This window comes from Streptomyces sp. SJL17-4 (genome assembly GCF_036826855.1).
Classification (GTDB): Bacteria; Actinomycetota; Actinomycetes; order Streptomycetales; family Streptomycetaceae; genus Streptomyces.
Window position 1 is genome coordinate 1,775,940 of sequence record NZ_CP104578.1, and the last position, 23,562, is coordinate 1,799,501.

Below are 23,562 nucleotides of genomic sequence, written 5' to 3' on the forward strand. Positions count from 1 at the left end.
GAAGTCTAGGGACGCGGCCACCGCCGCCCGGCGCCCGCGAAGGGCCCGTTCTCCGCCTCGACCGCCGGAGCGCACGCCTGCGCGCCGCGGAGGTCCGCACCCGCGGTTCACACCATCGAGTGAGCGGGCGGGCGCTGTCCCGCCGAGGGCGTGTCAGTCGTGCGTGCTCTGCCGGCCCGCCTCCTCGTCGACGGCGTACGGGTGGACGTAGCGCTCGTCGTCGAACGGGGTGAACCACGTGCCGATCGCCAGTGGGGTGACCTCCGGGCCGGCCAGTGGGGTGCCGTCCGGGCCGGCCGGGGCGGGATCCTCGTCGACGCCGTCCCGCGCGTCGTCGTAGAGCCACTCGAAGTCCATGTCCTCGTACACCTCGTCGGCGAAGCGTTCCAGGGATTCCGCGACCTCGTCGCTGAGGAGCCCGTACAGGTCGAGGGTGGAGTGCGCCTGCTGCAGGAGGAGCTTCAGTACGAGCTCCTCCGCGAGGCAGCCGAGCTGACGGAAGCTCCCGTCGGTGAACCGGGTGGTCAGGGCTATGGCGGTCACGAGGAAGCGGCGCGCGAAGAGTTCGTCGTACGCCAGGCCGTAGCGCGGCGGAAGCTCGGTGAGGTGCCACAGTTCGGCCCGGCACTCCGCGACGTTGGTCTCCTCGTCGGCGAGGGTCCGGACGTCGTCGTACAGCTCGTCGATGAGGACCTCGGAGGCATAGACCAAGGCTCCGGCGGCCAGTTCGGCGGCCTCGGAGGCGAAGAGGGGCCCGAAGGAGACCAGGCGCGGGGCCAGGGCGCGGATCTGGGCGTCCAGGTCGGCCCGGTCCTGGTCGTCGTCCTCGCTCCCGTCCGCTCCCCCGGCAGCGTCGGCGAGGTCGGCGAGGGCGGTGAGGTCGGTGAGGTCGTCGAGGTCCGTACGGTCGGTGATGTCGGTCAGCTCGGTGAGGTTGGTGACGTCGGTGATGCCGGTGATGTCGGTGATGTCGGTGAGTCGCGTGGCGTCCGCGGGGTCGGCTCCCGCCGTGTGGTGGGCGCGGCGGGCCCTGAGGTCGCTGGGCGGCGCGTCCGGCCCGTCGGCGGCCGCAAGGCTCTCCCGGGTCAGATCGATGTGGAGTTTGACCTCGCTGCTCTCGACCACCCAGTCGGCGAGGAGCTCGGAGCGTTCGAGGACCTCCGCGGCGACGGAGCCGACGGCGTCCTCCGCGGTCTCCAGCGAGGGGGCGTGGACGAACACCTTGACGATCGACCCTCGCGGGTGGACGGCGACGATGGTCTCCAGGACGTCGACCTCGACCCCGCCGGGCCCCTCGATCCCCTCCACCGCGTCGAAGCCGTGCTCCAGGAGTGCGGACGCGCCGACCTGTTGCAGGGCGTCCAGCTCCTCGGCATTGTCGGGCAGGCACGTTTCCACTGTTACGACGTAGCTCACGTCGGCAAGCGTGCCAGGCCCGAGCCCGTCCCCGGGGCGGATTCCCGGGAGATATCGGTGGGTGGGGACGGGGGCGCCGGGCCCAGGGCCACCCCGGTGACCCCGCCGGCGCCGAACGAGTGGACTTGCCGGGTGGCGGGGCGGGGCGGGGAGCTGTCGTGCGGGGTGGCGGTGTGATGTGGCCGTCCCTGACCGTGACGCCGGAAGAGGTCTGTCGAGATGCGACGCATCCCCTATCGCCGATTGTTCGCCGCGACGGTCCTCGTGGCCTCCGTGCTCGCGCCGATGGCGGCGACTCCCGCCGCTCCCGTCCACGCCGCCGCCGTCGTCGACCGGCACGGTGAGGACGACTGTCCGCCGGGCGGACTCGGGCCGGAGCTGACCGCCCGGCTCGACAAGACGATCGCGGACGTCCGCGAGCAGGCCAAGATCCCCGGCGTCGTCGTCGGGCTCTGGCTGCCCGGCAAGGGGAGCTACGTCCGCGCCACCGGGGTCGCCGACAAGGTCACCCGCGAGCCGATGTTCACCGATTCGTTCGTCCGGATCGGCAGCGAGACGAAGACCTTCACGGTCACCGCGCTGCTCAAGCTGGTCGACGAGGGCCGGATCGGCCTCGACGACCCGATCTCCAGGTACGTCCGCGGTGTCCCGAACGGCCCCCGGATCACCTTGCGCCACCTCGCCGAGATGCGCAGCGGTCTCTTCCCGTACACCGCCGACGCGGACTTCGTCCACGACCTGCTGAGCGACCCGCAGCGCCCGTTCACGCCGCAGGAAGCACTCGCGTACGGCTTCAAGCACAAGAACACCTTCAAGCCCGGCGCGCAGTTCCAGTACTCCAACAGCAACCTCGTCCTCCTCGGCCTCGTTATCGAGAAGGTGACCGGTCAGCGGCTCGGCGACTTCATCGAGCGGCGGGTGCTCCGCCCGGCCCATCTGCGCCACACGCTCTTCCCCGAGGGTCCCGAGTTCCCCGAGCCGCACGCCCGCGGCTACACGGACCAGACGCTGAACGGCACGATCGCGGACGCCACCGACTGGAACCCCAGCTGGGCCTGGGCGGCCGGCGCGATGATCTCGGACCTGCACGACCTCCGCCGCTGGGCCAAGATCCTCGCCACCGGCGAGCTGCTGAGCCCGGAGTCTCAGGCGCAACGCCTCAAGACGCTGCCGACCGGCTTCCCCGGCACCAGCTACGGCCTCGGGATCCTCGACGCCAACGGCTGGATCGGGCACAACGGCTCCATCCCCGGCTACGAGACCGTGACGGTCTACCTGCCCGCGCAGAAGGCCACCATGGTCCTCATGCTCACCACCGACTCCCAGGTCGGCGGCCAGGAGCCGTCCACCCTGCTCGCCCGGGCGATCACGGAGGTCATCACCCCGAACAACGTCTACGCCGGTGGGATCGGCCCGCGTTAGGGGCCCGGTGTGAGGGACGGGTAGGACGCCTGCGTCGGCGCCGCTTCGCCAGCCTGCACGACTGAGCATGCAGCTGACCCTTCTGTCGACGGTTTCGTACCGCGGGGAGGAGGTCACCGCGCCCCGGCTGCGAGGGCTTCCGGCCCTGCCGGCCGGGGAGTTGCGGAGCGGGTGCAGTACCGGCCGGATCGTCGAAGGGCTCTGGCCGGACGAGCGGCCGGCGAATCCGGTGAAGGCCGTGCAGATCCTCGTCTCGCGGACCCGCGCCAGGCTGGGGGCCGCCGCCGAGCAGGCACGGGCCGGGGTCACGCCGGCGCACTCGCCGAGGCCGAGGCCGGACTCGCGTTGTGGCCGGGCGGTCCTACGGGGGCGGACGCGGGGACGGTTGTGGGGGTTGAGGCGAGACCGCATGTGGGGGCGGCGTCGCTCGGCGATCCGGTCGCGGCGCTGCGGTGCGAACGGGCCCGTTCCCACCGGGCGTTGGAGGGGGTCCGGGCACTCGGGCTCGCACGTACCGGGCGCCACGAGGAGGCCGTGGCCCGGCTCGGCACGCCGGCGCGGGAGTTACCGAGGGACGAGGAGCTGCTGCTCGAACTCGTCCGGTGCGAGGCCGCCACCACCGGTACGGCCGCCGCCCTCACCACGTACGACCGCTATCGGCGCCGGCTGCGCGACGAACACCGCCGGGCCCGAGGACGGTGGTGTCCCTCGACGACGCCGACGAGGGCCTCGCCCATCCGGCTGCCGTCGCTGCCCTGCGGGAAGGTCGTGGCGCAGAGCTCGGCCGGGGCCGGCTTCAGCGTGGCTTCAGGGCGGTTTCAGGGAGGGGGTCGCGGTGGCAGCGCCTGAAACCGGCGGTGTGGACGCCCAAAAAAGAAGGGCAAGAAGGTGTCCTCACCTCTTGCCACTTACAACTTATACCGCACAGGGGGGCTTGCGGCAAGGCCCTCGCCGTGCCGCAGAATCTCACTCCTCAGCCCCGGACCTGCAGAAATGAGACTTACCCAGTGCGTGTGCTTTCGTCGGTGGACCAGTCGCGCGGCACCAGTGCCTTCGACCTTCCCGACCGCCTCTCCCCCAAGGCCGACCCGGCGCTGATCGCCGGTGACGAGCGGCACTTCGCGGCCATCGCGCAGAGCCTCGAAGAGACGATCGCCGAGTTGTCCGACCGGCTCGACGCCACGCGCAAGGCCCCGGGCGGTGCCGGCCGGGAGGCGATGGACCGGGACGCGGAGATCCACCGGCTGACCGGGCGCCTGCGCACCCTGCGCCGCTTCGGCCTGGACCTGTGCCTCGGGCACATCGTGGGAGCGGACGACGCCGAGCCCGTGTACATCGGCCGCCTCGGCCTCACCGACAGCACCGGCCGTCGTCTCCTCGTCGACTGGCGCTCGCCCGCGGCCGAGCCGTTCTTCGCGGCGACCCACGCCAACCCGATGGGTCTGGCGAGCCGCCGCAGGTACCGCTGGAGCGGCGGCCGGATCAGTGACTACTGGGACGAGGTGTTCACCGCCGACGGCCTGGAGGAGCACGCGGCGCTCGACGACCAGTCCGCCTTCATCGCCAGCCTGGGCGGCAGCCGTTCGCCCCGGATGCGCGACGTGCTCGCCACCATCCAGGCCGACCAGGACGCCATCATCCGGGCGGGCTCCCGCGGCACCCTCGTCGTCGACGGCGGACCGGGTACGGGTAAGACCGTCGTGGCGCTGCACCGCTCCGCGCACCTGCTGTACGCGGACCCGCGCCTCGGGCACCGTCGGGGCGGCGTCCTGTTCGTCGGCCCGCATCAGCCGTACCTGGCGTACGTCGCCGACGTGCTTCCCAGCCTCGGCGAGGAGGGCGTGCAGACCTGCACCGTGCGGGATCTCGTCGCCGAGGGCGCCAAGGCGGCGATCGAGCGCGACCCCGAGGTGGCGCGGCTGAAGTCGTCCGCCGGCATGGTGCGGGCGATCGAGGCGGCCGTCCGGTTCTACGAGGAGCCGCCCACCCACGGGATGACGGTCTCGACCGACTGGGCCGACGTCCGGCTGACCGCGGGCGACTGGGCCGAGGCGTTCGAGGCGGCGGAGGCGGGGACGCCGCACAACGAGGCGCGCGAGCAGATCTGGGAGGAGCTGGGCTCGATCCTCCTGGGCAAGCTCGGCGACGAGGTCCCGGAGGACGAGTTCCGCCGGGCCCTGCGGCAGGACGAGGAGGTGGCCGGGGCCCTGCACGGCGCGTGGCCGCTGCTTGAGGCGACCGATCTGGTCGGCGACCTGTGGTCGGTCCCCGCGTACCTGCGGAAGTGCGCCCCGTGGCTCGACCGCGAGGAGGTCCGGACGCTCCAGCGTGCGGACGCGCAGGCCTGGACGGTGTCCGACCTGCCGCTCCTGGACGCGGCGCGGCAGCGGCTCGGTGACCCGGAGGCGGCACGGCGCACGCGCCGTCGGCAGGCCACCGTCGCCGCCGAACGCGCGCGCATGGCCGATGTCATCGCCGACGTCCTCGCCGCCGACGTCGACGGCGAGGGCGCGGTGACGATGCTGCGCGGGCAGGACCTCAAGGACAGCCTGGTCGACGAGGCAGCGCTGCCCGGGGTCGAGCCCGATCTGCTGGCCGGCCCGTTCGCGCACATCGTGGTGGACGAGGCGCAGGAACTGACGGATGCCGAGTGGCAGATGCTGCTGCTCCGCTGCCCGTCCCGCAGCTTCACCATCGTCGGTGACCGTGCCCAGGCGAGGCAGGGCTTCACGGAGTCGTGGCAGGAGCGGCTTGAGCGGGTCGGTCTCGACCGGATCACCGTGGCGTCGCTGAGCATCAACTACCGGACTCCGGAGGAGGTCATGGCGGAGGCCGAGCCGGCGATCCGGGCCGCGCTGCCGGACGCGAACGTGCCGACGTCGGTCCGCAGCAGCGGCATCCCCGTCGTGCGCGGCTCGGTGACCGAACTGGACGCGATCCTGGACGAGTGGCTCGACGCCCACGCCGACGGGACCGCGTGCGTCATCGGCGATCCCCGGTTCCGGCCGAGGCCCCGCGTGCAGTCGCTCACGCCGAGCCTGTCGAAGGGCCTCGAGTTCGATCTGGTCGTCCTCGTCGACCCGGAGGCGTACGGCGTGGGCATCGAGGGCGCGGTCGACCGCTATGTGGCGATGACCCGCGCGACCAGGCAGCTCGTCGTCCTGACGAGCGCCTGACGGCGAGCGGGACCGCGTCCGGAGGGCCCGGCCCGGCACCTGTTCAGGTGCCGGGCAGGTCCCGGCCTGCCTCCGTGGGGCGAACCGGTGTCGCGCGTGGGCGCGCCATGGCCGCTCCTGCGATGAGATGACGTATCGATAGGTGCATGACTCAGACACGCGCAGACGCCGCCGCTCCCGTTCTCCATGACCAGGTCGTGCCCGGTGGGGAGTGCCCCGAGGTCGCGTCGCTTGTCGCGCCGTACCTGCGCATCATCCGTTCCGCGCTTCCCCCCGTAGAGGCGGAACGATTCTTCGTACGGGCTCTGGACGCGCACGAGGAGGAGCGGCGCAGGGAGGGAGCCCTCCAGCTCGGGTTCAGCGCGTACCTCTCGGACGGTCTCGGTGAGACCTGGGGCGGGTCCCTGGCGCACACCTCCGCCTGGGAGGCCATGCAGGCGATCCGCCAGCTCGTCCGCAAGGCCCCGCGCGCGGACCTCGCCGCGTATCTGCGGCTCGGCCTGGGGCTGGCCCGCGAGCTCGGCACCTCGGCCCCGGGCCGCACGCCGGTCCCGGTGGGCGCCTGACCGGCACTCGCCGGAAAGGGCACGGGGGGAGCGACTCGGGCTCAGCCCTCCGAGGGGTTCCGGCGCTCGCTCTCCGGCTTGTCCCGCAGCCAGGCATCCGGGCCCGGGTCGCCGCCCTCGGCGCGGGTCGCGAGCCGGTCCACGTAGTGCTGCCAGCCCTCCGCGTGGGCCTCACAGGCCTCCGTGGAGGGCAGGCCGCTGTGGATCAGGTGGAGAAGGGTGCCGTCGGGGGTGGGTTCGAGGGTGATCTCGACCGTGCTGGTGCCCGGCGGGACGGGCAGGGGGCCCGACTCCCAGCCCCAGCTGAAGACGATCCGCCGGTGCGGGTCGACGGTGATGAAGCGGCCGGAGGCGATGTCCTCCCCGGTGATCCGGGTGCGGTACGAGCCGCCCGGCTCGAAGAAGAACGTGCCGTCGGCGCCCATCCACGAGAGCCACTTCTCCCGGTCGGTGAAGAAGCCGAAGACGGTCTCGGGGCGGGCGGCGATGCGCCGCTCCAGGGTGACGGTGTCCATGGGGGTCGGGGGGATCGTCATGAGGGCTTCTCGCTTCGTTCGGCCTCTTCGGCGAGCCGGGCCGGACGCTTCCCGGTCCGCCCGGTGGAACCGCTTCGTCCCCTCCTTGCGCAGCGTAACCAGACCGGCGTCCCGCAGCACCTCGAGGCGCTGGGGGACGCGGCGGACCTCGGCTCAGGCAGTACCGTCCGGGGGCGTCGACGCGGGCCTCGTGGAGAGGATCGCGCGGGCCTGCTCCGCCGCTCGGGCGGTGCTCTCGGACACGAACTCCAGGAAGCGGGCGATGTTTTCGAGGCGGGCGCCGGCCGGCGTGCCGGAGCCGAGGACGCCCACGCCCTGACGTGCGGTCTCGACGATCTGGAGGGCGGCACGGGCGCTGGCCATCATCGACTGGTACCAGATGTCGTCGTCGACGACATAGCGCTCACGACGGCGCTCGTCGCGCTCGCGACGGACGAGCCCCTGGCTGTCGAGGAACGCGATCGCCTTGGAGATGGACGCCGGGCTGACCTGGAGATGCTGGACGAGCTCGGAGGCGGTGAGGCTGCCCGAGTCGGTGAGGCAGAGACAGGCCATCACCCGGGCCATCATCTTGGGCGTCCCCGACTGTATGAGGACGGTCGTGAAGACCTCCTCGAACTCGCGCATCGCTTCGGCGTCGCGCCCGTCGGCCCGCACGGCCGCCTTCGGGTCCCGGGCCGTGGCCTGCCTGCGGCGGGCCCGGTGCTCGGTGGCCCGGTGCGCGAGGTCGGAACGGTAGGCGGTGGGGCCGCCGTTCCGCATGACCTCACGCGTGATCGTCGACGTCGGACGGTCGAGACGCCTGGCGATCTCGGCATAGGCGAGGCCGTCCGCCAATCCCAGCGCGATCTGCTGACGTTCCTGCTGGGTGAGCCTGCCTCCCGGCATCGGGTCTCCTTCGTGGTCCTTGGGGACCCCTACTATAGCGTTCACCCTCACTCCATTGCAACGCCCAGAGGTGGGCGTGTTGCGTTAAGCTCATCTCCATTGCAATGAATTTCTGCAGTTGACCTGCAACGATGGGACTTTTACGCAACGAGGATATTGCCAGACCCGTGAACGCAACGTAGCTTTTCTCTCATCGGAAACAGCGGGCCGACGACAGGGCGCCCGCGAAGACGAAGGAGAAGCACCATGCAGAAGTTCGCCACCGCCGCCGCCATCGCCACCGTCCTCGACATCCCGGCCGGCCGCATCCAGCTCATCGCCGCCGACCGGAACGACGCCACCGTCGACATCCGTCCCGTGAACGCCGCCAAGAGCGCCGACGTGAAGGCGGCCGGGCAGGTCACGGTCGAGTTCACCGACGGCGTCCTGCGGATCACCGCCGCTCCCCCGAAGAACAAGATCCTCGGCGACTCCGGATCGGTCGAGGTGACCGTCCAGCTCCCGGCCGGCTCCCGCGTCGAGGCGAAGACCGCCGCCGCCGAACTCCGCGGCGTCGGGCGGCTCGGTGACGTCGTCTTCGAGGGCGCGCTGGGTCCGGTCAAGCTCGACGAGGCCGCGAGCGCCCGCCTCACCCTGCAGGCCGGTGACATCACGGTCGGCCGACTGGGTGGTTCCGCCGAGATCAGCACCCAGAAGGGCGACCTCCGCATCGCCGAGGCCATGGGCGGCACCGTCGTCCTGCGCACCGCGGCGGGCGACATCACGGTCGGCGCCGCCCGCGGCGTCTCCGCCGCCCTCGACGCCGGCACCGGCTACGGCCGCGTCCACAACTCCCTCGCCAACAACGGCACCGCCGCCCTGACCCTCCACGCCACCACCTCCTACGGCGACATCACCGCCCGCAGCCTCTGATGCGGACCGCCCGAGGGCGGCGTCCTCCGACCGAAAGTCGGAGTACGCCGCCCTGTCGGCGTTTCCCCGGCCGCAGGGCGGGTCCCGGTCGACGTGGCCGACGCACGCGCGCGTAGCGTGAGGTGCGTCGGCTCCGTCGTCTCTCACCTGGAGATCCGCCTGTGTCCAGCGCCGCCCCGACCCGTACCGCCGTCGTCGAATCCCTCATGGACCGCTTCCCCGGAGTCCCTCCGGAGGCCGTGTTCAAGGAGGACCTGCTGCGCGGCGGACTCGCCTTCGACCCGTCCGCGCTGTCCGGGAACGAGGGGGGCGAGGTGAAGCCGAAGTCGTACTTCATCTTCTCCTTCGACCACCGCACGCTGCCGGAGCTCGGGGAGGCGGCCCTCAACCGCCCGCCGGAGGAGATCGTGCTCACGGGCGGGCCGTACGGGCTCCGCCGCACGGTGGTGTCGGTACGGGTCAACCCGTCGTCGCCCTACCGGGTGGCGCCGGACGGCGACGGGGCGCTCGCGCTGTTCCTCGACGGCGTGAAGATCGCGGACGTCGGTCTGCCGCCGATGCCGGAGTACTACCGGCACCCGCTGGCGAACGGCAAGTCCGTGATGGAGGTCGCGCCGACCATCCAGTGGGGTTACCTGATCTATCTGACGGTCTTTCGGGTCTGCCAGTACTTCGGCGCGAAGGAGGAGTGCCAGTACTGCGACATCAACCACAACTGGCGCCAGCACAAGGCGGCGGGCCGCCCGTACACCGGGGTGAAGCCGGTCGACGAGGTCCTGGAGGCGCTGGAGATCATCGACCGCCACGACACGGCCCGTACCTCCACCGCGTACACCCTCACGGGCGGGGCGGTCACGTCCCAGGTCGGCGCGAAGGACGAGGCCGACTTCTACGGGCAGTACGCACGGGCGATCGAGGAGCGGTTCCCCGGCCGCTGGATCGGCAAGGTCGTCGCGCAGGCGCTGCCGAAGGAGGACGTGCAGCGGTTCCACGACTACGGCATCCGGATCTACCACCCGAACTACGAGGTGTGGGACCGCCGGTTGTTCGAGCTGTACTGCCCCGGCAAGGAGCGCTACATCGGCCGGGACGAGTGGCACCGCAGGATCCTGGACTCCGCCGAGATCTTCGGGCCGCGCAACGTCATCCCGAACTTCGTCGCGGGCGTCGAGATGGCCCGCCCCTCCGGCTTCCTGACCGTGGACGAGGCGATCGCCTCCACCCGTGAGGGCCTGCGGTTCTTCATGTCGCGCGGGATCACGCCCCGGTTCACCACCTGGTGCCCGGAGCCGACGACCCCGCTGGGCCGCGAGAACCCGGACGGGGCGCCGCTCGAGTACCACCTGCGGCTGCTCGAGGCGTACACGGCGACGCTGGAGGAGTACGGTCTGACGGCGCCGCCCGGGTACGGGCCGGCCGGCCCCGGCCGCGCGGTGTTCTCGGTGAGCTCGTTCATGGACGCGCTGCCCGCGGCGCCGGGCGAGTGACGGACGTCGAGTGACGCGAAAGAGCCGGTGCCCCTGGAGGGGTACCGGCTCTTTCGCGAAGGCGGGGTCCGACTGCGCCGACGGCGGCCGGCATCGCGAGGCCGGCACCGAGGCCGAGGAGGCCGAGGGCGACGGCCGGGCACGACCATCTGACCGAGGCGTACGCGGATGCCGCGGTGCAGGCGCCGATCGACCCGGTCGCGATCCGGGACGAGAAGTTCTTCTACGGACTCGACGTGGTCCTGGACGGACTGGAGATGCGGCTGCCGCGCTGAGGGGAGGCGGGGACGCGCGGCCACAGTCTCGCCGCGACCACGGCCCCCGCCAGCGCCACGGCGGCGAGTACGGCCGCCGAGGCGGCGGGGCCGGTCGTCGCGGCGAGCACGCCGGCGAGCGGGTAGGCGAGCAGCCAGCAGGCGTGCGAGAGGGAGAACCGGGCCGCGAAGGCGGCGGGCAGGTCGCCGCTGCGGACGGAGCGGCGCACCACCCTGCCGCCGGGGGTGAGCACCGCCGAGCCCGCGGCGCCGGTGAGCAGCCAGACCGTGAGCAGGGCGGGCCAGGACCAGGCCCCGGGCGTGACCGTGAGGCCGAGGGCGAGGAGCCCCGGAGCCCCCGGGAGGACGAAGGCGGCCCGCACCATGACCGCGCGGTCGCCGCCGCGTTCCAGGACGCGCGGCAGCAGCAGGGCCACCGCCATCGAGCCCGCGCCGTACGCGCCGAGGGCGAGGGGTACGTCCCCGGCGGGGCGGCCGAGGATGTCGCGGACGAGGATCACGGTGTCGACGAGGACGACGGCCCCGGCGGCCGCGACGGCCAGGTCGAGGGCGAGGAGGGCCCGCAGCCGCGGGGCGGCGAGGACGAGCCGGATCCCGGAGACCGCCCTGGCGTACGTACGGGGGCAGCGGACCGCGCCACCCGTGGGCGTCGGCTCCGGATCCGGGTCGGGCAGCGCCGTCGTGCGGACCAGGAAGGCCGAGGCGACGAACCCCGCGGCGGTGCCGGCGAAGAGCCAGGCGTACGGGAGGACCGTCAGCAGCGCGGCGGCGAGCACCGGGCTCGCCAGGCTCTCCAGGTCATAGGCGAGCCGGGCGAGCGAGAGGGCCCGGGTGTAGTCGCGTTCGTCGGGCAGCACCTGCGGGATCGTCGCCTGGAAGGCCGGCGTGAAGGCGGCCGAGGCGGCCTGGAGCAGCAGGATCAGGACGTACACCTGCCAGATCCGGCTGACGAACGGCAGGGCGAGCACGACCGCCGCGCGCGCCAGGTCCATGGAGACGAGCAGCGCCCGCCGGGGTACGCGGTCGGCGAGGGCGCCGACGAGCGGGCCGAGGACGACGTACGCGGCCATCTTGATCGCGAGGGCGGTGCCGAGGACGGCGGCGGCGTCCGCGCCGGCCAGGTCGTACGCGAGGAGGCTCAGGGCCACAGTCGCCAGGCCGGTGCCGGTGAGGGCGACGACCTGCGCGCCGAACAGACGGCGGTAGGTGGGGTTGCGCAGCACGGACAGCATGAGGACGCCCCCGGTCGGCCACGGCGGACTGCGGACGTCACCAACGTAGCCGACGTGTGCATGCTTGCGCACATGTTGACGTCAGGGACCTTGGGGTCTTGGGACCTTGGGGTCTTGGTGAAGGCCGAGCCCTCAGTCGTGCCAGGGTTCGCCGCTCACCTGGTGGTCGGCGCGGCTGATCGCCTCGACCACGAGGCGCTTCAGATGCCCGTCCGGCATGGCGTACACGACCCGGCGTCCGTCCTTGCGGGACTGGACGAGCCCGGCGAGGCGGAGCTTGGCCAGGTGCTGGCTCACGGCGGGACGGGCGGCGCCGCATGCCTCCGTCAGAGCGGTCACATCGGCCTCGCCCCGGGTGAGCAGCCAGACCAGGTGCAGCCGGGTGGGGTCGGAGAGCAGGCCGAACACCTCCGCCGCCGCCGAGAGTTCGAGCGCTCCCGGCGTCCGCTCGTGCGGCCGGGACGCGGCCGCGGCCACGGGATCTACGCGATCGGACATGGGCCCATCGTAGGCAGCGGGGCGGACGCCCCTCGGCCGGGCGGGCGGCCCTCAGCCGGGCGGACGCCCCTCGGCCGGCTGAGGGCCCCGCCGGTGCCGGTGCCGATGCCGGTGCCGGTGCCGTGTCAGATGCGCAGCTCCTTGGCCTCGAAGCGGCCGTCGCCGAGGACCAGGACGAAGGAGACCTGCTGGCCCTCGGAGAGTGTGCGGCCCTCGCCCTCGATGTCCTCGGCGCTGAACCAGACCTGCTCCTCGGAGCCCACGGGGACGACGAATCCGTACCCGCCGGCGCGGTTGAAGGAATGCACGAACCCTTTGCTTCTGCCTGCCACGGCGGCCTCCTCGTCGTCACCGGCGACGCGGCCGAGGGAGGCCGAGGGAGCGAGGGTGCCCCGCTCGGCCGCATCCGCGTCTCTGACGACTTCTTACCCCGTACGCCCGCCGTTCGCCCGTGGTGACGGGCGGGCGGGGACGGCCGGGGCGGGACTCAGAGCCGGAACCGCAGTCGGGCAGACCACCGCGTCCGTGTCGCGGCGCGTCGCGCGGGCGACCAGCCCGGGGGCTCCTCGACGGCGGACGCGGCGGGCGCGCTTCCGCCCTGGTGGCGGGGGGGGGTGAGAACGGCCATCTTCGCTGATCCTTTGCGTGGCGGTCTTCGCGGGTCCGCTCAGCGTGAGGCCGTGTCGGGGCGTCGCGGTGCCGCCTTCCCGCGGTCCTGACGCCGGGAGGCCGGGTCCGTACGCGTTCCTGACGCCCGGGAAGGAACGCATGGGGGCTGGTGGTGCAGACCACTCCCCCACATCTCGTAGAATATTCAACAGAGGCCCGATGCCGGAGATCCCCCGTGTCCGACATCGGGCCTCTTCCTGTCTTCCGTCAGACCCCGCAGGCCTTCCGCCTGGACGATGCGGCTGACGTCGAGTCGACCAAACAACCGGATCCTGATCGATATTCGATCATTCGACACTTCTGCATTGACTCGCTCATCGGCCCCACCTAGCTTCTGGCGACACCAGACCTCGAGAAAGGTGTCGCGTCATGACCATGGAGGCATTTCCGGGGCGTCGTGCCGCGGTCGGTGGGCTCATCGCCGTCGCGCTCGCCCTCGCCTGCAGCGTCACCCTCCCCACCGCGCCCGCCTCGGCCGCCGGGAGCACCACGTACGTGGACTGTTCGCGTCCCGGCGCCGGCGACGGCAGCCAGGCCTCGCCGTTGAACAGCATCGCCCAGGCCAACGGGAGGACGTACGCGGCCGGGGACACCCTCGCCTTCGCGTCCGGCACCACCTGCACCGGGTCCCTCGCCCCCAAGGGCAGCGGCACCTCGACCGCCCCCATCACGCTGACGCGTTACGGCACCGGCGCGCTTCCCGTCATCGACGGCGGCGGCGCCCCGGACGCCGTCTCCCTGACCGATCAGGACCACTGGCGGATCAGCGACCTCAAGGTGACCAACCCCGCCGCCTCCCTCGCCCGTCGCACGGGACTCCGGATCTCCGCGACCGACGGCAAGGCGCACCGCGGTTTCGACATCGGCAATCTGGTCGTCGACCGGGTCGCGGGCCAGACGAGCAAGAACAGCCCGACCACCGAGGACTTCGTCCAGTCCGCCGGCATCGTCACGGGGGCGAGCGGCACCAACTCGACCCTCCACGACGTCCACGTCCACCACAACCAGATCAGCAACACCGGCGGAGGCGGCCTCAAGATCCGGGTCGGCGCCATGGCGGTCAAGGGCTCCGGGGTCCTGATCGAGCACAACGTCATCAAGGACGTCGGGGGCGACGGCATCATCGCCAGCTACGCCGACGCGCCCATGATCCAGTACAACAACGCCTCCGGCGTCGGCAACGGCGTCTATCCCTTCTCCGGCGGCAACTTCGCCGGCATCTGGGTGCTGGGCGACCACAACCCGACCATCCAGAAGAACGTCGTGTACGGCATCACCCGGATGTCCGTGGCCGACAGCCAGGCCTTCGACTGCGACTGGGGCAACACCGGCACCTGCCTGATCCAGTACAACTTCAGCCGCGACAACATCGGCGGCTTCTTCCTCGACTGCGACGGGTGCGGCACCATCGGCGGGGCCCAGCAGGTCATCCGCTACAACATCTCCGAGAACGACTGCCGGATGAGCAGCGTCAGCGCGGGCCGGTCGGCGCTGCGCATGTACAACAACGTCCTCTACTGCACGGACAAGAAGTTCAGCATCACCCTCCCCGACGAGAGCGTCGTCGAGAACAACATCTGGGTGGGCACCACCGACTCCCGGCTGCCGACCGGCGCGGGGATCTCCTGGCTCTGGAACGTCTTCCAGGGCGTGCCGAGGCCGACCGCCAACGGCATCGTGGGTGACCCGCACTTCGTGAACCCGGGCGCGGGCGGCGACTCGCTCGACTCCGCCGACGGGTACAAGCTGCGCGCCACGTCGCCGGCGCTGAGCAACGGCTCGGTGATCAGTGGCAGCGGGGGCCGCGACTACTGGGGGAACCCGGTGTCCGCGACGACCAAGCCGCACCGCGGCGCCTACAACGGCCCCGGGTTGTAGCCCGCTCGCGCCTGCCGGGAAGAAGAAGGTGCCACGGCGCGCCGTCGCTCCCGTTCGGACCCGGTCGGGGGTGGGGCCGGGGGGAGACGACGGTGCGCCGTGGCACCGGTCTGTGAGGTGGGGCGTTACGAGGCGATGCTCGGGTCCGGGTCGAGGGCCGGGGCCGTGTCGCCGAGCACGTCGACCGGGCTCGCGGGGCCGGGCTCGCCGGGGTGGACCGCGCAGGAGAGGGCGGTGGCCTGGCGGAGGGTCTCCGTCAGGTTCTGCCAGTCGAGGGCGGGCCGGGTGTCGGAGCGGCCGAGGACGAGGGAGGCGTTCCAGCGCATCCGGGGCACGCCGGGGAGCGGGCGCAGCCCACCGGCCTCCTGGTGCGAGGCGGCGAGGGCCATGGGGAGCATGGCGCAGCCGAGGCCGGACTGGGTGGCGGCGCGGACCCCCGCCATGGAGCCGAGTTCGTGTATCTCGGGCGGGCTGTCGCAGCGCAGTCGGAGGAACTCGGGGAGCCAGCGCTGGGACGGACAGTCCGGGTCGGCGATGACGACCTGGCGGCCGAGGTTTCCGCGTCGGTGACCGACACTGGTGACGGGAATGAACTCGACTTCCTGGAGGCGCACTTCGGTCAGTTCGTCGGAGCGTTCGGTGTGCAACTGGTCGGCGAGCTGGACGGCCGGGTCCTCGGCGTCGACGACGGTGAGGACGAGGGCACCGTCGATCGCGCCGGCCCGGAAGGCGTCGTGGACCTCGGCGGTTCCCATGACGCGCAGGGCGAGTTGGACGCCGGAGAGGAGCCGTCGCCCGATGTGGGTGACCCGGGCGAGCTGCTGTCCGTACGCGAGGGCGGGGACGATGCCCACGGTCAGCCGTGGCGGGTTGGCCGCGGGCCGGCGCAGGGCGGTCTCCATCTCACCGACGAGGGTGAGGATCTGGCGGGCGTAGTCGCACAGGACGGTGCCGGCGCGGGTGAGCCGGACGCCGTTGGGGAGCCGTTCGAAGACGGGCTCGCCGACCTGCCGCTCCAGGGCACGCATCTGTGCCGTGACGCTGGACTGCGAGTACCCGAGGCGTCGCGCCGCCTGGGTGAACGACCCGGTCAAGGTCACCTCGCGGAAGGTCCGAAGGGTTCTTGCGTCGATGTCCACGTGAAATTCCCCCCTGCCGCGCAGGCGGCAGTTCCTCGCATCAGGTGGTTGGTCGTCCACCCGTTCGATCGCCCCAGTCGGTTGTCGCACAAGCCGCAGGGGTGCCGGACGCCCCTTCGCGCCCGGCACCCCTGCTCGGCCGCGAAGACTCTACTCGGCGAGCTGGGCCGGGACCAACGGAAAGTCCAAGTCCGGCTGCGCTACGTGATTGAAGAAGTTCGACAGGACGTTGAGCGCGACGTGACCGACGATCTCCGCGATCTCGGCATCGGTCACGCCGGCGGCGCGGGCGTCGGCGAGGGACGCGTCGGTGACGCGGCCGCCGGTGGCCATCACGGCGCCGGCGAAGCGGAGCACCTGGTCCATGTGCGGGTCGCCGGCGTCGGTGCCGTGGCGGGTGTCGAGCAGCTCCTGCTCGCTCAGGCCGACCTTGCCGCCGCGCAGGGTGTGCGCGGAGACGCAGTAGGTGCAGTCGTTGTGCTGCGCGATGAAGAGCGCGAGCTGCTCGCGCTGGCGGGCGCTGAAGCTGCCGCCGACGAGGGCCTCGCGCATGGCGAGGTAACCGCGGAGGGCGGCCGGGCCGTTGGCCAGGGCGGCGTACAGGTTGGGCAGCTTGCCGAGCTGCTTGAGGGTGCCTTCGAGCAGCTCGCGCTGCTCCTCGTCGGCGGTCTCTACGGTCAGTTGGGGCAGGCGGGGCATGGAGCTCTCCTTGAGCCGGACCAAGACGGAACTGATCGGTACCATCAAGACGGTACCGATCGGTTCCATCTGGCGCAACGGGAGGCAGCCACTCCCCTTTTCGCCTCGGGATCGCCGATACGGCACCGAGTGGTACCGTCTGGTATGGCCACGAACGCGAAAGAACGGCTCCTCAGCGCGGCGGAGCGTCTGTTCTACGAAGAGGGGATCCGGGCCGTCGGCATCGAGCGGATCCTGTCCGAGTCCGGAGTGGGCCGCGCCTCCTTCTACCGCCACTTCCCCAGCAAGGGCGATGTCGTCGTCGAGGTCCTGCGGCGCCGGGACGGCATGTGGCGCGCCTGGCTCGACGGCCGGATCGCGGTGAGCGAGCGCTCCCCCGAGGAACTGCCGCTGGCACTCTTCGACGGCCTCGCGGAACGCTTCGCCGCGGCCTCGTTCCGCGGCTGCGCCTTCATCAACACGATGGTCGAGACGGCCGATCCGGACAGCCCGGCCCACCATGTGGCGGCCGAGCACAAGGAGAAGGTCATCGCGGTCCTGGACCGCCTGCTCACCGAGGGCGGCTACCGCGACCACGAGGCCCTGGCCCGCCAGCTGGCCCTGCTGGGCGACGGAGCGATCGTGACGGCCCTCCGCGAGGGGACACCGGAGGCGGCGGTACGGGCCAGGGGCGTGGCGGAAGTACTGCTCCGGACGGCGGAGAGGGAGACGGCCAAGGTGTAGGGGGCGGCCGGGTCGGGGGCCGGGCGTCGAAGCCCGGCCGGGCGGCCCGGCCCGGCGGCCCGGTCGGGGGCCGGGCCGGGCCTGTCGCTCGGGCGGGTAGCCGCTCGGTCGGGTGCCGGGCCCGGGCCCCGGCGTCCGGACGCCGGGCCGAGCCCGCCACTTGGGCGGGTGCCGGGCCGGGCCCGCCGCCCGAGTGGGGTGCCCGGCCGGGCCCGGCGTTCGGGTCGGCGCCAGGCGCGGTCCGTCGCTCGGGGTCGTCCGCCGTCAGCGTGTGGCGGGCGTCCCCGGTCGCAGTTCGCTCCGTCGCACCTTGCCCGAGCGGGTGCGTGGGAGGTGGGCGATCACCTCGACCCCGCGCGGGACGAAGACCGGCGCGAGTCGTGCGGCGGCGAGGGCCAGGATTTCCGCGCCGATGCGGGCGTGCGCGTCGGCGCCCGACTCCCGTCGTTCCGGACGGAGTTCGACCACGGCGTACGGGGCCAGCCCGCCCTCCGGGTCCTCGCACGGCACCACCGCCGCATCGGCCACCTCCGGGTGGGTGCGGAGCACCGCCTCGATCTCCATCGGGGAGACCCGGTGGCCGTGGGACTTGAAGACCTCGTCCATCCGTCCCAGCAGCCGGATCGAACCGTCCGCGCACCGCTCGCCCCGGTCCCCGGTGCGGTAGAGACCGTCGGCGAACGCCTCCGCCGTGCGCTCGGGCAGGCCCGCGTACCCCCGCATCAGGCCCGGCGGACGCTCCGTCAGATCGACGCAGACCTCGCCGGATTCGCCCCGCTCCCCCGTCTCCGGGTCGCGCAGCACGATCCGGTAGCCCGGGAGCGGGTGCCCGAGCGGGGCGAGGGGTTCCTCGGTGCCGGGGGCACGGCCGATGAGAGCGGTCGCCTCCGTCTGGCCGTAGCCGTCGCGGACCCGTACCCCCCATGCCGCCTCGATCCGTTCCACCGTCTCGGCGGTCAGGGGCTCTCCGGCAGCCGTCGCCTCGCGCAGTCGGGGTGCCGCCGCGCCCCCGCTCACGTACGGAAGCAGGGACCGCCAGGCGCTGGGCGGCGCGCAGAAGCTGGTGACGCCGTGCGTCGCGAGGACGCCCGGCAGAGCGGCCGGCGGGAGGCCGCCGTCCGGGGGCGCGAGCACGGTGGCCTCCGCCGTCCAGGGGACGAAGAAGCTGGACCAGGAGTGCTTGGCCCAGCCGGGCGCGGAGAGGTTGAGGTGCCGGTCGCCGGGGCGCAGGCCGCTCCAGTACAGGCTGGAGAGGTGCCCGACGGCATAGCCCGCGTGGCTGTGCTCGACGAGTTTGGGCAGTGAGGTCGTCCCGGAGGTGAAGTAGCAGAAGGAGGGGTCGGCGGCGGGGGTGGGCCCGTCCGGGACGAAGCGGGGCCGCCCGGGACGACGCGTGTCGGGGTACGGGACCCAGCCGGCCCGGTCCGTGCCGCCGACGGTCATCCGGACGCCCGGCACCGACCCCGACCCCGACAACGATCCCGGCCCCCGCCCCGGCAACTCGTCGAGCAGCGGCACGAGTTCGGGTGCGCACACCACGTGCCGGATGCCACCCCGGCCGATCCGGTCCGCCGCCTCGGAGCCGGTCAGGTCCTGGTAGCCGGGGACGACGACCGCGCCGAGCTTGATGCAGCCGAGCAGCGTCTCCCACAGTTCGACACGGGTTCCGAGCAGGATCAGGACGCGGTCGCCCCGTACGACCCCCTGCTCGCGCAGAGCCGTCGCCAACACGTCCGAGCGTGCGGAGAGTTCGGCGAACGACACCCGGTCGACGACGGGGACGCCGCCGTCCGGACCCGGCCGGCCGAGGAGTTCGAGGGCCGGGCGCTCGTTGCCCTCGGCGATCACGTCGAACCAGTCGAGGGCCCAGTTGAAGTGCTCGGCGCGCGGCCACCGGAAGGCGGCACAGGCCGCCTCCCGGTCGCCGCGCAGCCGCAGCAGCAGATCCCGCGCGGCCCGGTACTCCTCGTGGGCGGATGTTCCGGCGGCGCCGCTCACCCCACGCCCCCGAGCGTCACGCCCCCGAGCACCGCCGGGCCGAGCTCCGCGGGCCCGACCGCCCGGCGGCTCTCCCGGTCACCTCCCGCGTCCACCGCACCCCCCACCAGCGCCTCCGCGATCGCGTCGGCGTCCCGCGTGAACGAACCCCACGGGCCCGGCCGGCCGCTGCCCACCTGCGTGAACCAGCGGGTGAACTCGCTGGGGATGCCCAGCACATGGGTGCTGGTGTCCACCGAGCCGTCCGCCCGCACCGGGTGGAACGGCGCATCGGTGCAGTCGAGGCCGCCGGTGGCGAACTCCTCCGCCCCGTCGACCGCGTTGGTGAAGGTACGGATCTCCCCGTCCACCATCAGCCCCCGGATCAACGGGTCCCGGTCGGCGGTCAGATCGGTGCCCGGCACCCGGGCGTCCACGACCACGTCCAGCGGCACCCAGGAGTTCTCCACCTGCACCGACTCCACCGTGAACCGCCCCTCGACGGGATCGGCGCCGAACCGGGCGCCGGGGCCCACCGGTTCGAGAACCCCGGCCGCGAGCAGCGCGAGGAACTGCTCCGAGCGCAGCTGCGGCGGTCCGGTCGAGACCATCGCCGCGACCGGGCCGAACTCGGCGAGGAACCAGCGGTGCGAGGCAGGGGTGAGTCCACCGAAGTCGACGACGGTACGGATCGTCTGCCGGACGTCCCGGAGGACGTCGGCGGCCGCCTTCAGGGGTCCGTCGGCGTTGCCCTGGCGCGCCTCGAAGAGGTCGGCGCGCAGCCATTCGGTGAGCACCTTGTGGTACTCGGCCGGGGAGCCGAAGCGCCGTTGGCCGAACGGGCGGGCGAGCGCTTCGAGTCCGGCGATCGGCCGGGCGTCGACCCGGTAGCCGGCGGCGAGCCGTTCCAGAAGCCGGGGATCGGGCCGGGGGTCGGACCGGTCGGCGAGGGCCCGCGCACCGCGTTCGGTGAACTCGTCGGCGACTTCCGGGCCGTGGACCTGGCGGATCCGGGTGGCGAGGAGGACGAGGTTGACCTCGGCGAGCAGCCAGGGCAGCACCGACTCCTCGAAGTCGAGCGGCGCCCTCTCCGCACGTAACGCGGCCATCCGTTCGGCGGTGAACAGCCGTGCCCGGTACCGGTGTTCCGGCCCCTTCTGGTTGGCGCCCCGGGTGAGCAGCGGCACGCCTCCCCGCGAGCCGGCCAGGATCCGGGGCTCCTTGCCGCTGGGCAGGTAGAGCAGGCCCTCGGAGCCCTCGGTGAAGGTGCCGCCTCGCCCCAGGGTGAGCTCGGTCAGGATGTCGTAGAAGGTGAGCCCCATGCCGAGGATGCCGACGCTCGCGCCCGCCGGGATCTCGGCCAGCGGCATCTCGCTCGCGGAGCCGCCGGCGATGTAGCGGACGGGGCGGGCGGGTGTGCTGTGTTCACGGGCGAACCGCGTCCAGGCGCGCTGGTCCGCGTCGAGCTCGTTGACGGGGTGGCCGGTGGCGAGAACCAGCCGGTCGACGGTGAGGACGTCACCGCGGTCGAGTCTCAGCCGGTGCGTGGCTCCGGTCTCGCCGCCCCCGCCGCTGCCCCGGTCCGCGCAGATCACCCGGGCGGTGACGCGGTGGACGGTGAGGGAAGGCGGCAGGGTCTCCTCGATCCGCCGCATGACATGGGTGAGGTAGCGGCCGTAGACGGCGCGCGGCGCGTAGCCCTCGGGCTCGGCCCCGGCCGGGTCGTCCTCGGCCCACCACTGGCCGAGGGACGGTCCGGCGCCGGGCCGGTGCGGCCCCTCGTCGGCGGGCCCGGAGAACATGGTGACCTCCTGGGCCGGGGTGTTCATCAGGAACCACGGCGACTGGTCCGTCCGCCAGATCCGTCCGGCCCCCGCCTCGTACGGATCCACGGCGAACACCTCGATCGGCCGCGCGGGCGGCGTCTCGGCGCAGCGGGCCGCGAGCCGCTCCAGTACGGAGAGGCCGCGCGGGCCCATGCCGACGAACGCGATCCGCAGCGGCGTCCCGGACGGCGCCGGGGCGGCCCGCGGCAACGGCTCCGGCGGCGGGTTGGTGGCCGCGGCCTGGTCGTGCTCACGGGCGACCCGGCCGAGCATGCCGGAGAGCTGGCGTGAGGTCATCGGAACGGTCCTCCTGCTGGTGGTGAGCAGCGGCAGCGCGCCCAGATCCGTCCACTGCAGGCGCCCGTCCGGTGCGACGGTGGACCGGACGGCGCCCCGGTTGTCGGGGTGCAGGCAGAACGGCACGTCGAGCAGGCCGCGGTCGAAGGCCTTGAGCAGGGCGACGCCGAGGTCGTCGGAGAGCCCGAGGACGGTGGTGACCAGGGCGCGCGCCTCGACGAGCGTCTCCTCGGCGTCGGCCTCGGCGGCGGACCTGGCGCCCTGGTGCGTGCCGCGCCGGGGCGCGGAGCGGGCGGCGTCGGCGGCGATCCGCAGGGCGGTGAGGTTCTCCTCGACGGTCGGGATGCGGTGCGCCTCGGTCTCGGTCTTCACGATCAGGCGCTGGGCCCCGCCCCGTACGGCCAGTTCGGCGCTGCGGCGCAGCAGCAGCCGGGCGCCGGGCACGGTCCTCGGGTAGACCCCCATGTACGTGTAGAGCACGATGTGGCGGTCGACGGAGGGCGGCAGGAACTCGTCGGCGAGCAGCCGCAGCGCGGTGAGCGCGCCGGTGTCCTGGGCGGGATGGGTCTGCTGGGCGTAGCTGAGGGAGACGCTGGTCGCGCCGTTGGCCGCGAAGAACAGGCACTCCAGGAGCGAGACGGCGACGAGCAGCGACGGCGGGCAGAGCTGGCCGAGGAGGCAGCCGCCGAAGGATTCGAGATGGGCCCGGCGGCCGTGCGCGCGGCTCTCCTCGGTGAGGAACTGGACGGAGTCGCGCCAGGCTGCGACGGATTCGGCGAGCGGGGTACGGCCGTAGGGCAGGCAGTACGAGACGGGGCCGCCCTCGGAGGCGGCGAGCCCGGCGGCGGCCATGGTGCGGAAGATGGCCAGCGGGTCGGCGGAGCCGTGCCGGACCTGGACGGGGGTGGTGCCTCCGGCCGCGGCGGCGACCCGCGCGGTGGTCCTCGGGCCGTGGCTGACCAGCGGGAACCCGTTGAGGGGCCGGCCGGCGCGCAGGGCGGCGGTGGCGGCGGCGTGGTCGCCGACGCGGGTGTAGCTGTCGATGGTGAGGGTGGCGACGGTCCTTTCGGGCAGGGCGGCGACGGCGGCGACTCCGCCGGCCATCACCTCGGGCGCGACCATCCCCATCCGGGGCTGGACGACCAGTTCGCCGGCCGCGGCCGACTCCTGGACGAAGGCGCCGAGATCGCCGGGGGCGAGCGGGGGCGGGGCGGAGGTCGTCAAGCCGCGGCCCGCCCGGTACACGCACCGCCGAGGTCGGCCAGCCGACGCAGCAGGGCGGTGGGCGGGGTGCCGTCCGCGTACACCTCGTCGTATCCGGCGTCGAGGAGTTCGGCGGTGCGGGTGGCGGCGCCCTCCGGGGAGATGCCGAGGAGCCCGCCGATGACCATGGGGAGGGTGCGGGTCTTGCGGTCGGCGCGCAGGGCGCGGGCGGCGCGCAGCCCGTCCTGGTGGCCGTGGCCGTTGACGGAGGAGAGCACGACGAGGTCGGGGCTGGTCATCCGGGCGGTGTCGACGAGCAGTTGCTCGGGGACGCAGGGGCCCAGGTTGAGCACGGAGTGCCCGTGCTCCTCCAGGAAGAGCTGGAGGTGGACGAGGTTCCAGGTGTGGGCGTCGGAGGAACCGGTGGTGAGCAGGACCCGACGGGAGGGCTCGGGACTGCTGCGCAGGGGCTGGGGCCGTGCGGACGGGGTCATGGCGTCTCTCTCCGGAAGGGGTGCGGGCGGGTGGGTGTGCGGGGCCCGTGCGGCGGGCCGCGGACCCGCGCCCGTACCGACGCGAGCGGGACGTCGTACGCGACGGGCGGTCTGTCCGTACGGACAGGGGCGACGCGGCGTACGGGCGCGGGCGAGGCGGTGTGCGAGGCGCGGGGGAGCCGGTGTGCGGGCGGGCGCGAGCGGGGGCCGTGCGGGCTTCGACCGCGCACGGGGCGAACCCTCGCCGTG

General features: G+C 72.9%; 18 protein-coding genes and 1 pseudogene. 8 read left to right on the plus strand and 11 right to left on the minus strand.

Annotated features, from left to right (window positions below; translation table 11 throughout):
• Positions 1 to 153: 153 nt before the first annotated feature.
• On the minus strand, positions 154 to 1,416 hold the full coding sequence (locus N5875_RS07850) for a hypothetical protein (RefSeq protein ID WP_338492483.1): 1,263 nt from the start codon (positions 1,414 to 1,416) through the stop codon (positions 154 to 156).
• A 219-nt stretch (positions 1,417 to 1,635) separates the two neighbouring features.
• Between N5875_RS07850 and N5875_RS07855 the strand changes: the two genes are divergently transcribed.
• The 4 genes and pseudogenes from N5875_RS07855 (at position 1,636) to N5875_RS07870 (ending at position 6,580) form a co-directional block, all read left to right on the plus strand.
• Positions 1,636 to 2,838: a serine hydrolase domain-containing protein gene (locus N5875_RS07855; protein ID WP_318212828.1), complete on the plus strand. Its 1,203-nt coding sequence runs from the start codon at positions 1,636 to 1,638 to the stop codon at positions 2,836 to 2,838.
• Between the two features lie 61 nt (positions 2,839 to 2,899).
• Positions 2,900 to 3,516: pseudogene (locus N5875_RS07860) on the plus strand (BTAD domain-containing putative transcriptional regulator); the annotation flags it as partial.
• 329 nt (positions 3,517 to 3,845) lie between these two features.
• Complete coding sequence (helR, locus tag N5875_RS07865) at positions 3,846 to 6,014, plus strand: RNA polymerase recycling motor ATPase HelR (RefSeq protein WP_318212827.1); 2,169 nt, start codon at positions 3,846 to 3,848, stop codon at positions 6,012 to 6,014.
• A 146-nt stretch (positions 6,015 to 6,160) separates the two neighbouring features.
• Positions 6,161 to 6,580: a hypothetical protein gene (locus N5875_RS07870; protein ID WP_338492487.1), complete on the plus strand. Its 420-nt coding sequence runs from the start codon at positions 6,161 to 6,163 to the stop codon at positions 6,578 to 6,580.
• A gap of 41 nt (positions 6,581 to 6,621) precedes the next feature.
• Here the strand turns inward: N5875_RS07870 and N5875_RS07875 are convergent, their stop codons facing one another.
• Positions 6,622 to 7,116, minus strand: coding sequence for an SRPBCC domain-containing protein (locus N5875_RS07875; RefSeq protein ID WP_318212825.1), 495 nt, complete (start codon positions 7,114 to 7,116; stop codon positions 6,622 to 6,624).
• Between the two features lie 153 nt (positions 7,117 to 7,269).
• Positions 7,270 to 8,004, minus strand: a complete 735-nt coding sequence (locus N5875_RS07880; protein WP_338492490.1) for a helix-turn-helix domain-containing protein — start codon at positions 8,002 to 8,004, stop codon at positions 7,270 to 7,272.
• Between the two features lie 246 nt (positions 8,005 to 8,250).
• On the opposite strand from N5875_RS07880, the gene N5875_RS07885 reads away from it, so the two are divergent.
• Positions 8,251 to 8,916 carry a DUF4097 family beta strand repeat-containing protein gene (locus N5875_RS07885; RefSeq protein WP_338492493.1) on the plus strand — a complete coding sequence of 222 codons (666 nt, stop codon included), beginning with the start codon at positions 8,251 to 8,253 and terminating at the stop codon, positions 8,914 to 8,916.
• Positions 8,917 to 9,122: 206 nt separating this feature from the next.
• Positions 9,123 to 10,403: a radical SAM protein gene (locus tag N5875_RS07890; protein WP_338499115.1), complete on the plus strand. Its 1,281-nt coding sequence runs from the start codon at positions 9,123 to 9,125 to the stop codon at positions 10,401 to 10,403.
• A gap of 223 nt (positions 10,404 to 10,626) precedes the next feature.
• Here the strand turns inward: N5875_RS07890 and N5875_RS07895 are convergent, their stop codons facing one another.
• The 3 genes from N5875_RS07895 to N5875_RS07905 all read right to left on the minus strand — a co-directional run bounded on the left by N5875_RS07895 (position 10,627) and on the right by N5875_RS07905 (position 12,740).
• Positions 10,627 to 11,910, minus strand: a complete 1,284-nt coding sequence (locus N5875_RS07895) for an MFS transporter (protein ID WP_338492496.1) — start codon at positions 11,908 to 11,910, stop codon at positions 10,627 to 10,629.
• A gap of 132 nt (positions 11,911 to 12,042) precedes the next feature.
• A complete protein-coding gene (locus N5875_RS07900; protein WP_318212821.1) occupies positions 12,043 to 12,408 on the minus strand; it encodes a metalloregulator ArsR/SmtB family transcription factor in 366 nt (121 codons plus the stop codon).
• A 125-nt stretch (positions 12,409 to 12,533) separates the two neighbouring features.
• Positions 12,534 to 12,740 (minus strand): cold shock domain-containing protein, encoded by a 207-nt coding sequence (locus N5875_RS07905; RefSeq protein WP_338492498.1) that lies wholly within the window; start codon positions 12,738 to 12,740, stop codon positions 12,534 to 12,536.
• Between the two features lie 706 nt (positions 12,741 to 13,446).
• On the opposite strand from N5875_RS07905, the gene N5875_RS07910 reads away from it, so the two are divergent.
• Entirely contained in the window at positions 13,447 to 14,955 is a 1,509-nt protein-coding gene (locus tag N5875_RS07910; RefSeq protein WP_338492500.1) for a right-handed parallel beta-helix repeat-containing protein, read from the plus strand.
• A gap of 125 nt (positions 14,956 to 15,080) precedes the next feature.
• Here N5875_RS07910 and N5875_RS07915 read toward each other — a convergent pair whose 3' ends face one another.
• Entirely contained in the window at positions 15,081 to 16,223 is a 1,143-nt protein-coding gene (locus tag N5875_RS07915) for a LysR family transcriptional regulator (protein WP_338492502.1), read from the minus strand.
• Between the two features lie 21 nt (positions 16,224 to 16,244).
• A complete protein-coding gene (locus N5875_RS07920; RefSeq protein WP_318212816.1) occupies positions 16,245 to 16,793 on the minus strand; it encodes a carboxymuconolactone decarboxylase family protein in 549 nt (182 codons plus the stop codon).
• A gap of 144 nt (positions 16,794 to 16,937) precedes the next feature.
• Between N5875_RS07920 and N5875_RS07925 the strand changes: the two genes are divergently transcribed.
• A complete protein-coding gene (locus N5875_RS07925) occupies positions 16,938 to 17,516 on the plus strand; it encodes a helix-turn-helix domain-containing protein (RefSeq protein ID WP_338492505.1) in 579 nt (192 codons plus the stop codon).
• A gap of 264 nt (positions 17,517 to 17,780) precedes the next feature.
• Here N5875_RS07925 and N5875_RS07930 read toward each other — a convergent pair whose 3' ends face one another.
• From N5875_RS07930 to N5875_RS07940, 3 genes are read right to left on the minus strand one after another with little or no spacing between them, the layout of a single operon-like run.
• Complete coding sequence (locus N5875_RS07930) at positions 17,781 to 19,514, minus strand: AMP-binding protein (RefSeq protein WP_318206209.1); 1,734 nt, start codon at positions 19,512 to 19,514, stop codon at positions 17,781 to 17,783.
• On the minus strand, positions 19,511 to 22,840 hold the full coding sequence (locus N5875_RS07935) for an FAD/NAD(P)-binding protein (RefSeq protein WP_338492509.1): 3,330 nt from the start codon (positions 22,838 to 22,840) through the stop codon (positions 19,511 to 19,513). The genes N5875_RS07930 and N5875_RS07935 overlap by 4 nt, the downstream gene beginning before the upstream one ends.
• Positions 22,837 to 23,313 (minus strand): cobalamin-dependent protein, encoded by a 477-nt coding sequence (locus tag N5875_RS07940; protein ID WP_030326396.1) that lies wholly within the window; start codon positions 23,311 to 23,313, stop codon positions 22,837 to 22,839. The genes N5875_RS07935 and N5875_RS07940 overlap by 4 nt, the downstream gene beginning before the upstream one ends.
• Between the last annotated feature and the right edge of the window lie 249 nt (positions 23,314 to 23,562).

Bases quoted from the DNA above. Each gene is read 5' to 3' on its own strand.
- N5875_RS07890 (WP_338499115.1), top strand. From the start codon at position 9,123: ATGGACCGCTTCCCCGGAGTCCCTCCGGAGGCCGTGTTCAAGGAGGAC.
- N5875_RS07870 (WP_338492487.1), top strand. From the start codon at position 6,161: ATGACTCAGACACGCGCAGACGCCGCCGCTCCCGTTCTCCATGACCAG.
- N5875_RS07895 (WP_338492496.1), bottom strand. From the start codon at position 11,910: ATGCTGTCCGTGCTGCGCAACCCCACCTACCGCCGTCTGTTCGGCGCG.
- N5875_RS07940 (WP_030326396.1), bottom strand. From the start codon at position 23,313: ATGACCCCGTCCGCACGGCCCCAGCCCCTGCGCAGCAGTCCCGAGCCC.
- N5875_RS07910 (WP_338492500.1), top strand. From the start codon at position 13,447: ATGACCATGGAGGCATTTCCGGGGCGTCGTGCCGCGGTCGGTGGGCTC.
- N5875_RS07875 (WP_318212825.1), bottom strand. From the start codon at position 7,116: ATGACGATCCCCCCGACCCCCATGGACACCGTCACCCTGGAGCGGCGC.
- N5875_RS07855 (WP_318212828.1), top strand. From the start codon at position 1,636: ATGCGACGCATCCCCTATCGCCGATTGTTCGCCGCGACGGTCCTCGTG.
- N5875_RS07885 (WP_338492493.1), top strand. From the start codon at position 8,251: ATGCAGAAGTTCGCCACCGCCGCCGCCATCGCCACCGTCCTCGACATC.
- N5875_RS07880 (WP_338492490.1), bottom strand. From the start codon at position 8,004: ATGCCGGGAGGCAGGCTCACCCAGCAGGAACGTCAGCAGATCGCGCTG.
- N5875_RS07925 (WP_338492505.1), top strand. From the start codon at position 16,938: ATGGCCACGAACGCGAAAGAACGGCTCCTCAGCGCGGCGGAGCGTCTG.
- N5875_RS07920 (WP_318212816.1), bottom strand. From the start codon at position 16,793: ATGCCCCGCCTGCCCCAACTGACCGTAGAGACCGCCGACGAGGAGCAG.
- N5875_RS07900 (WP_318212821.1), bottom strand. From the start codon at position 12,408: ATGTCCGATCGCGTAGATCCCGTGGCCGCGGCCGCGTCCCGGCCGCAC.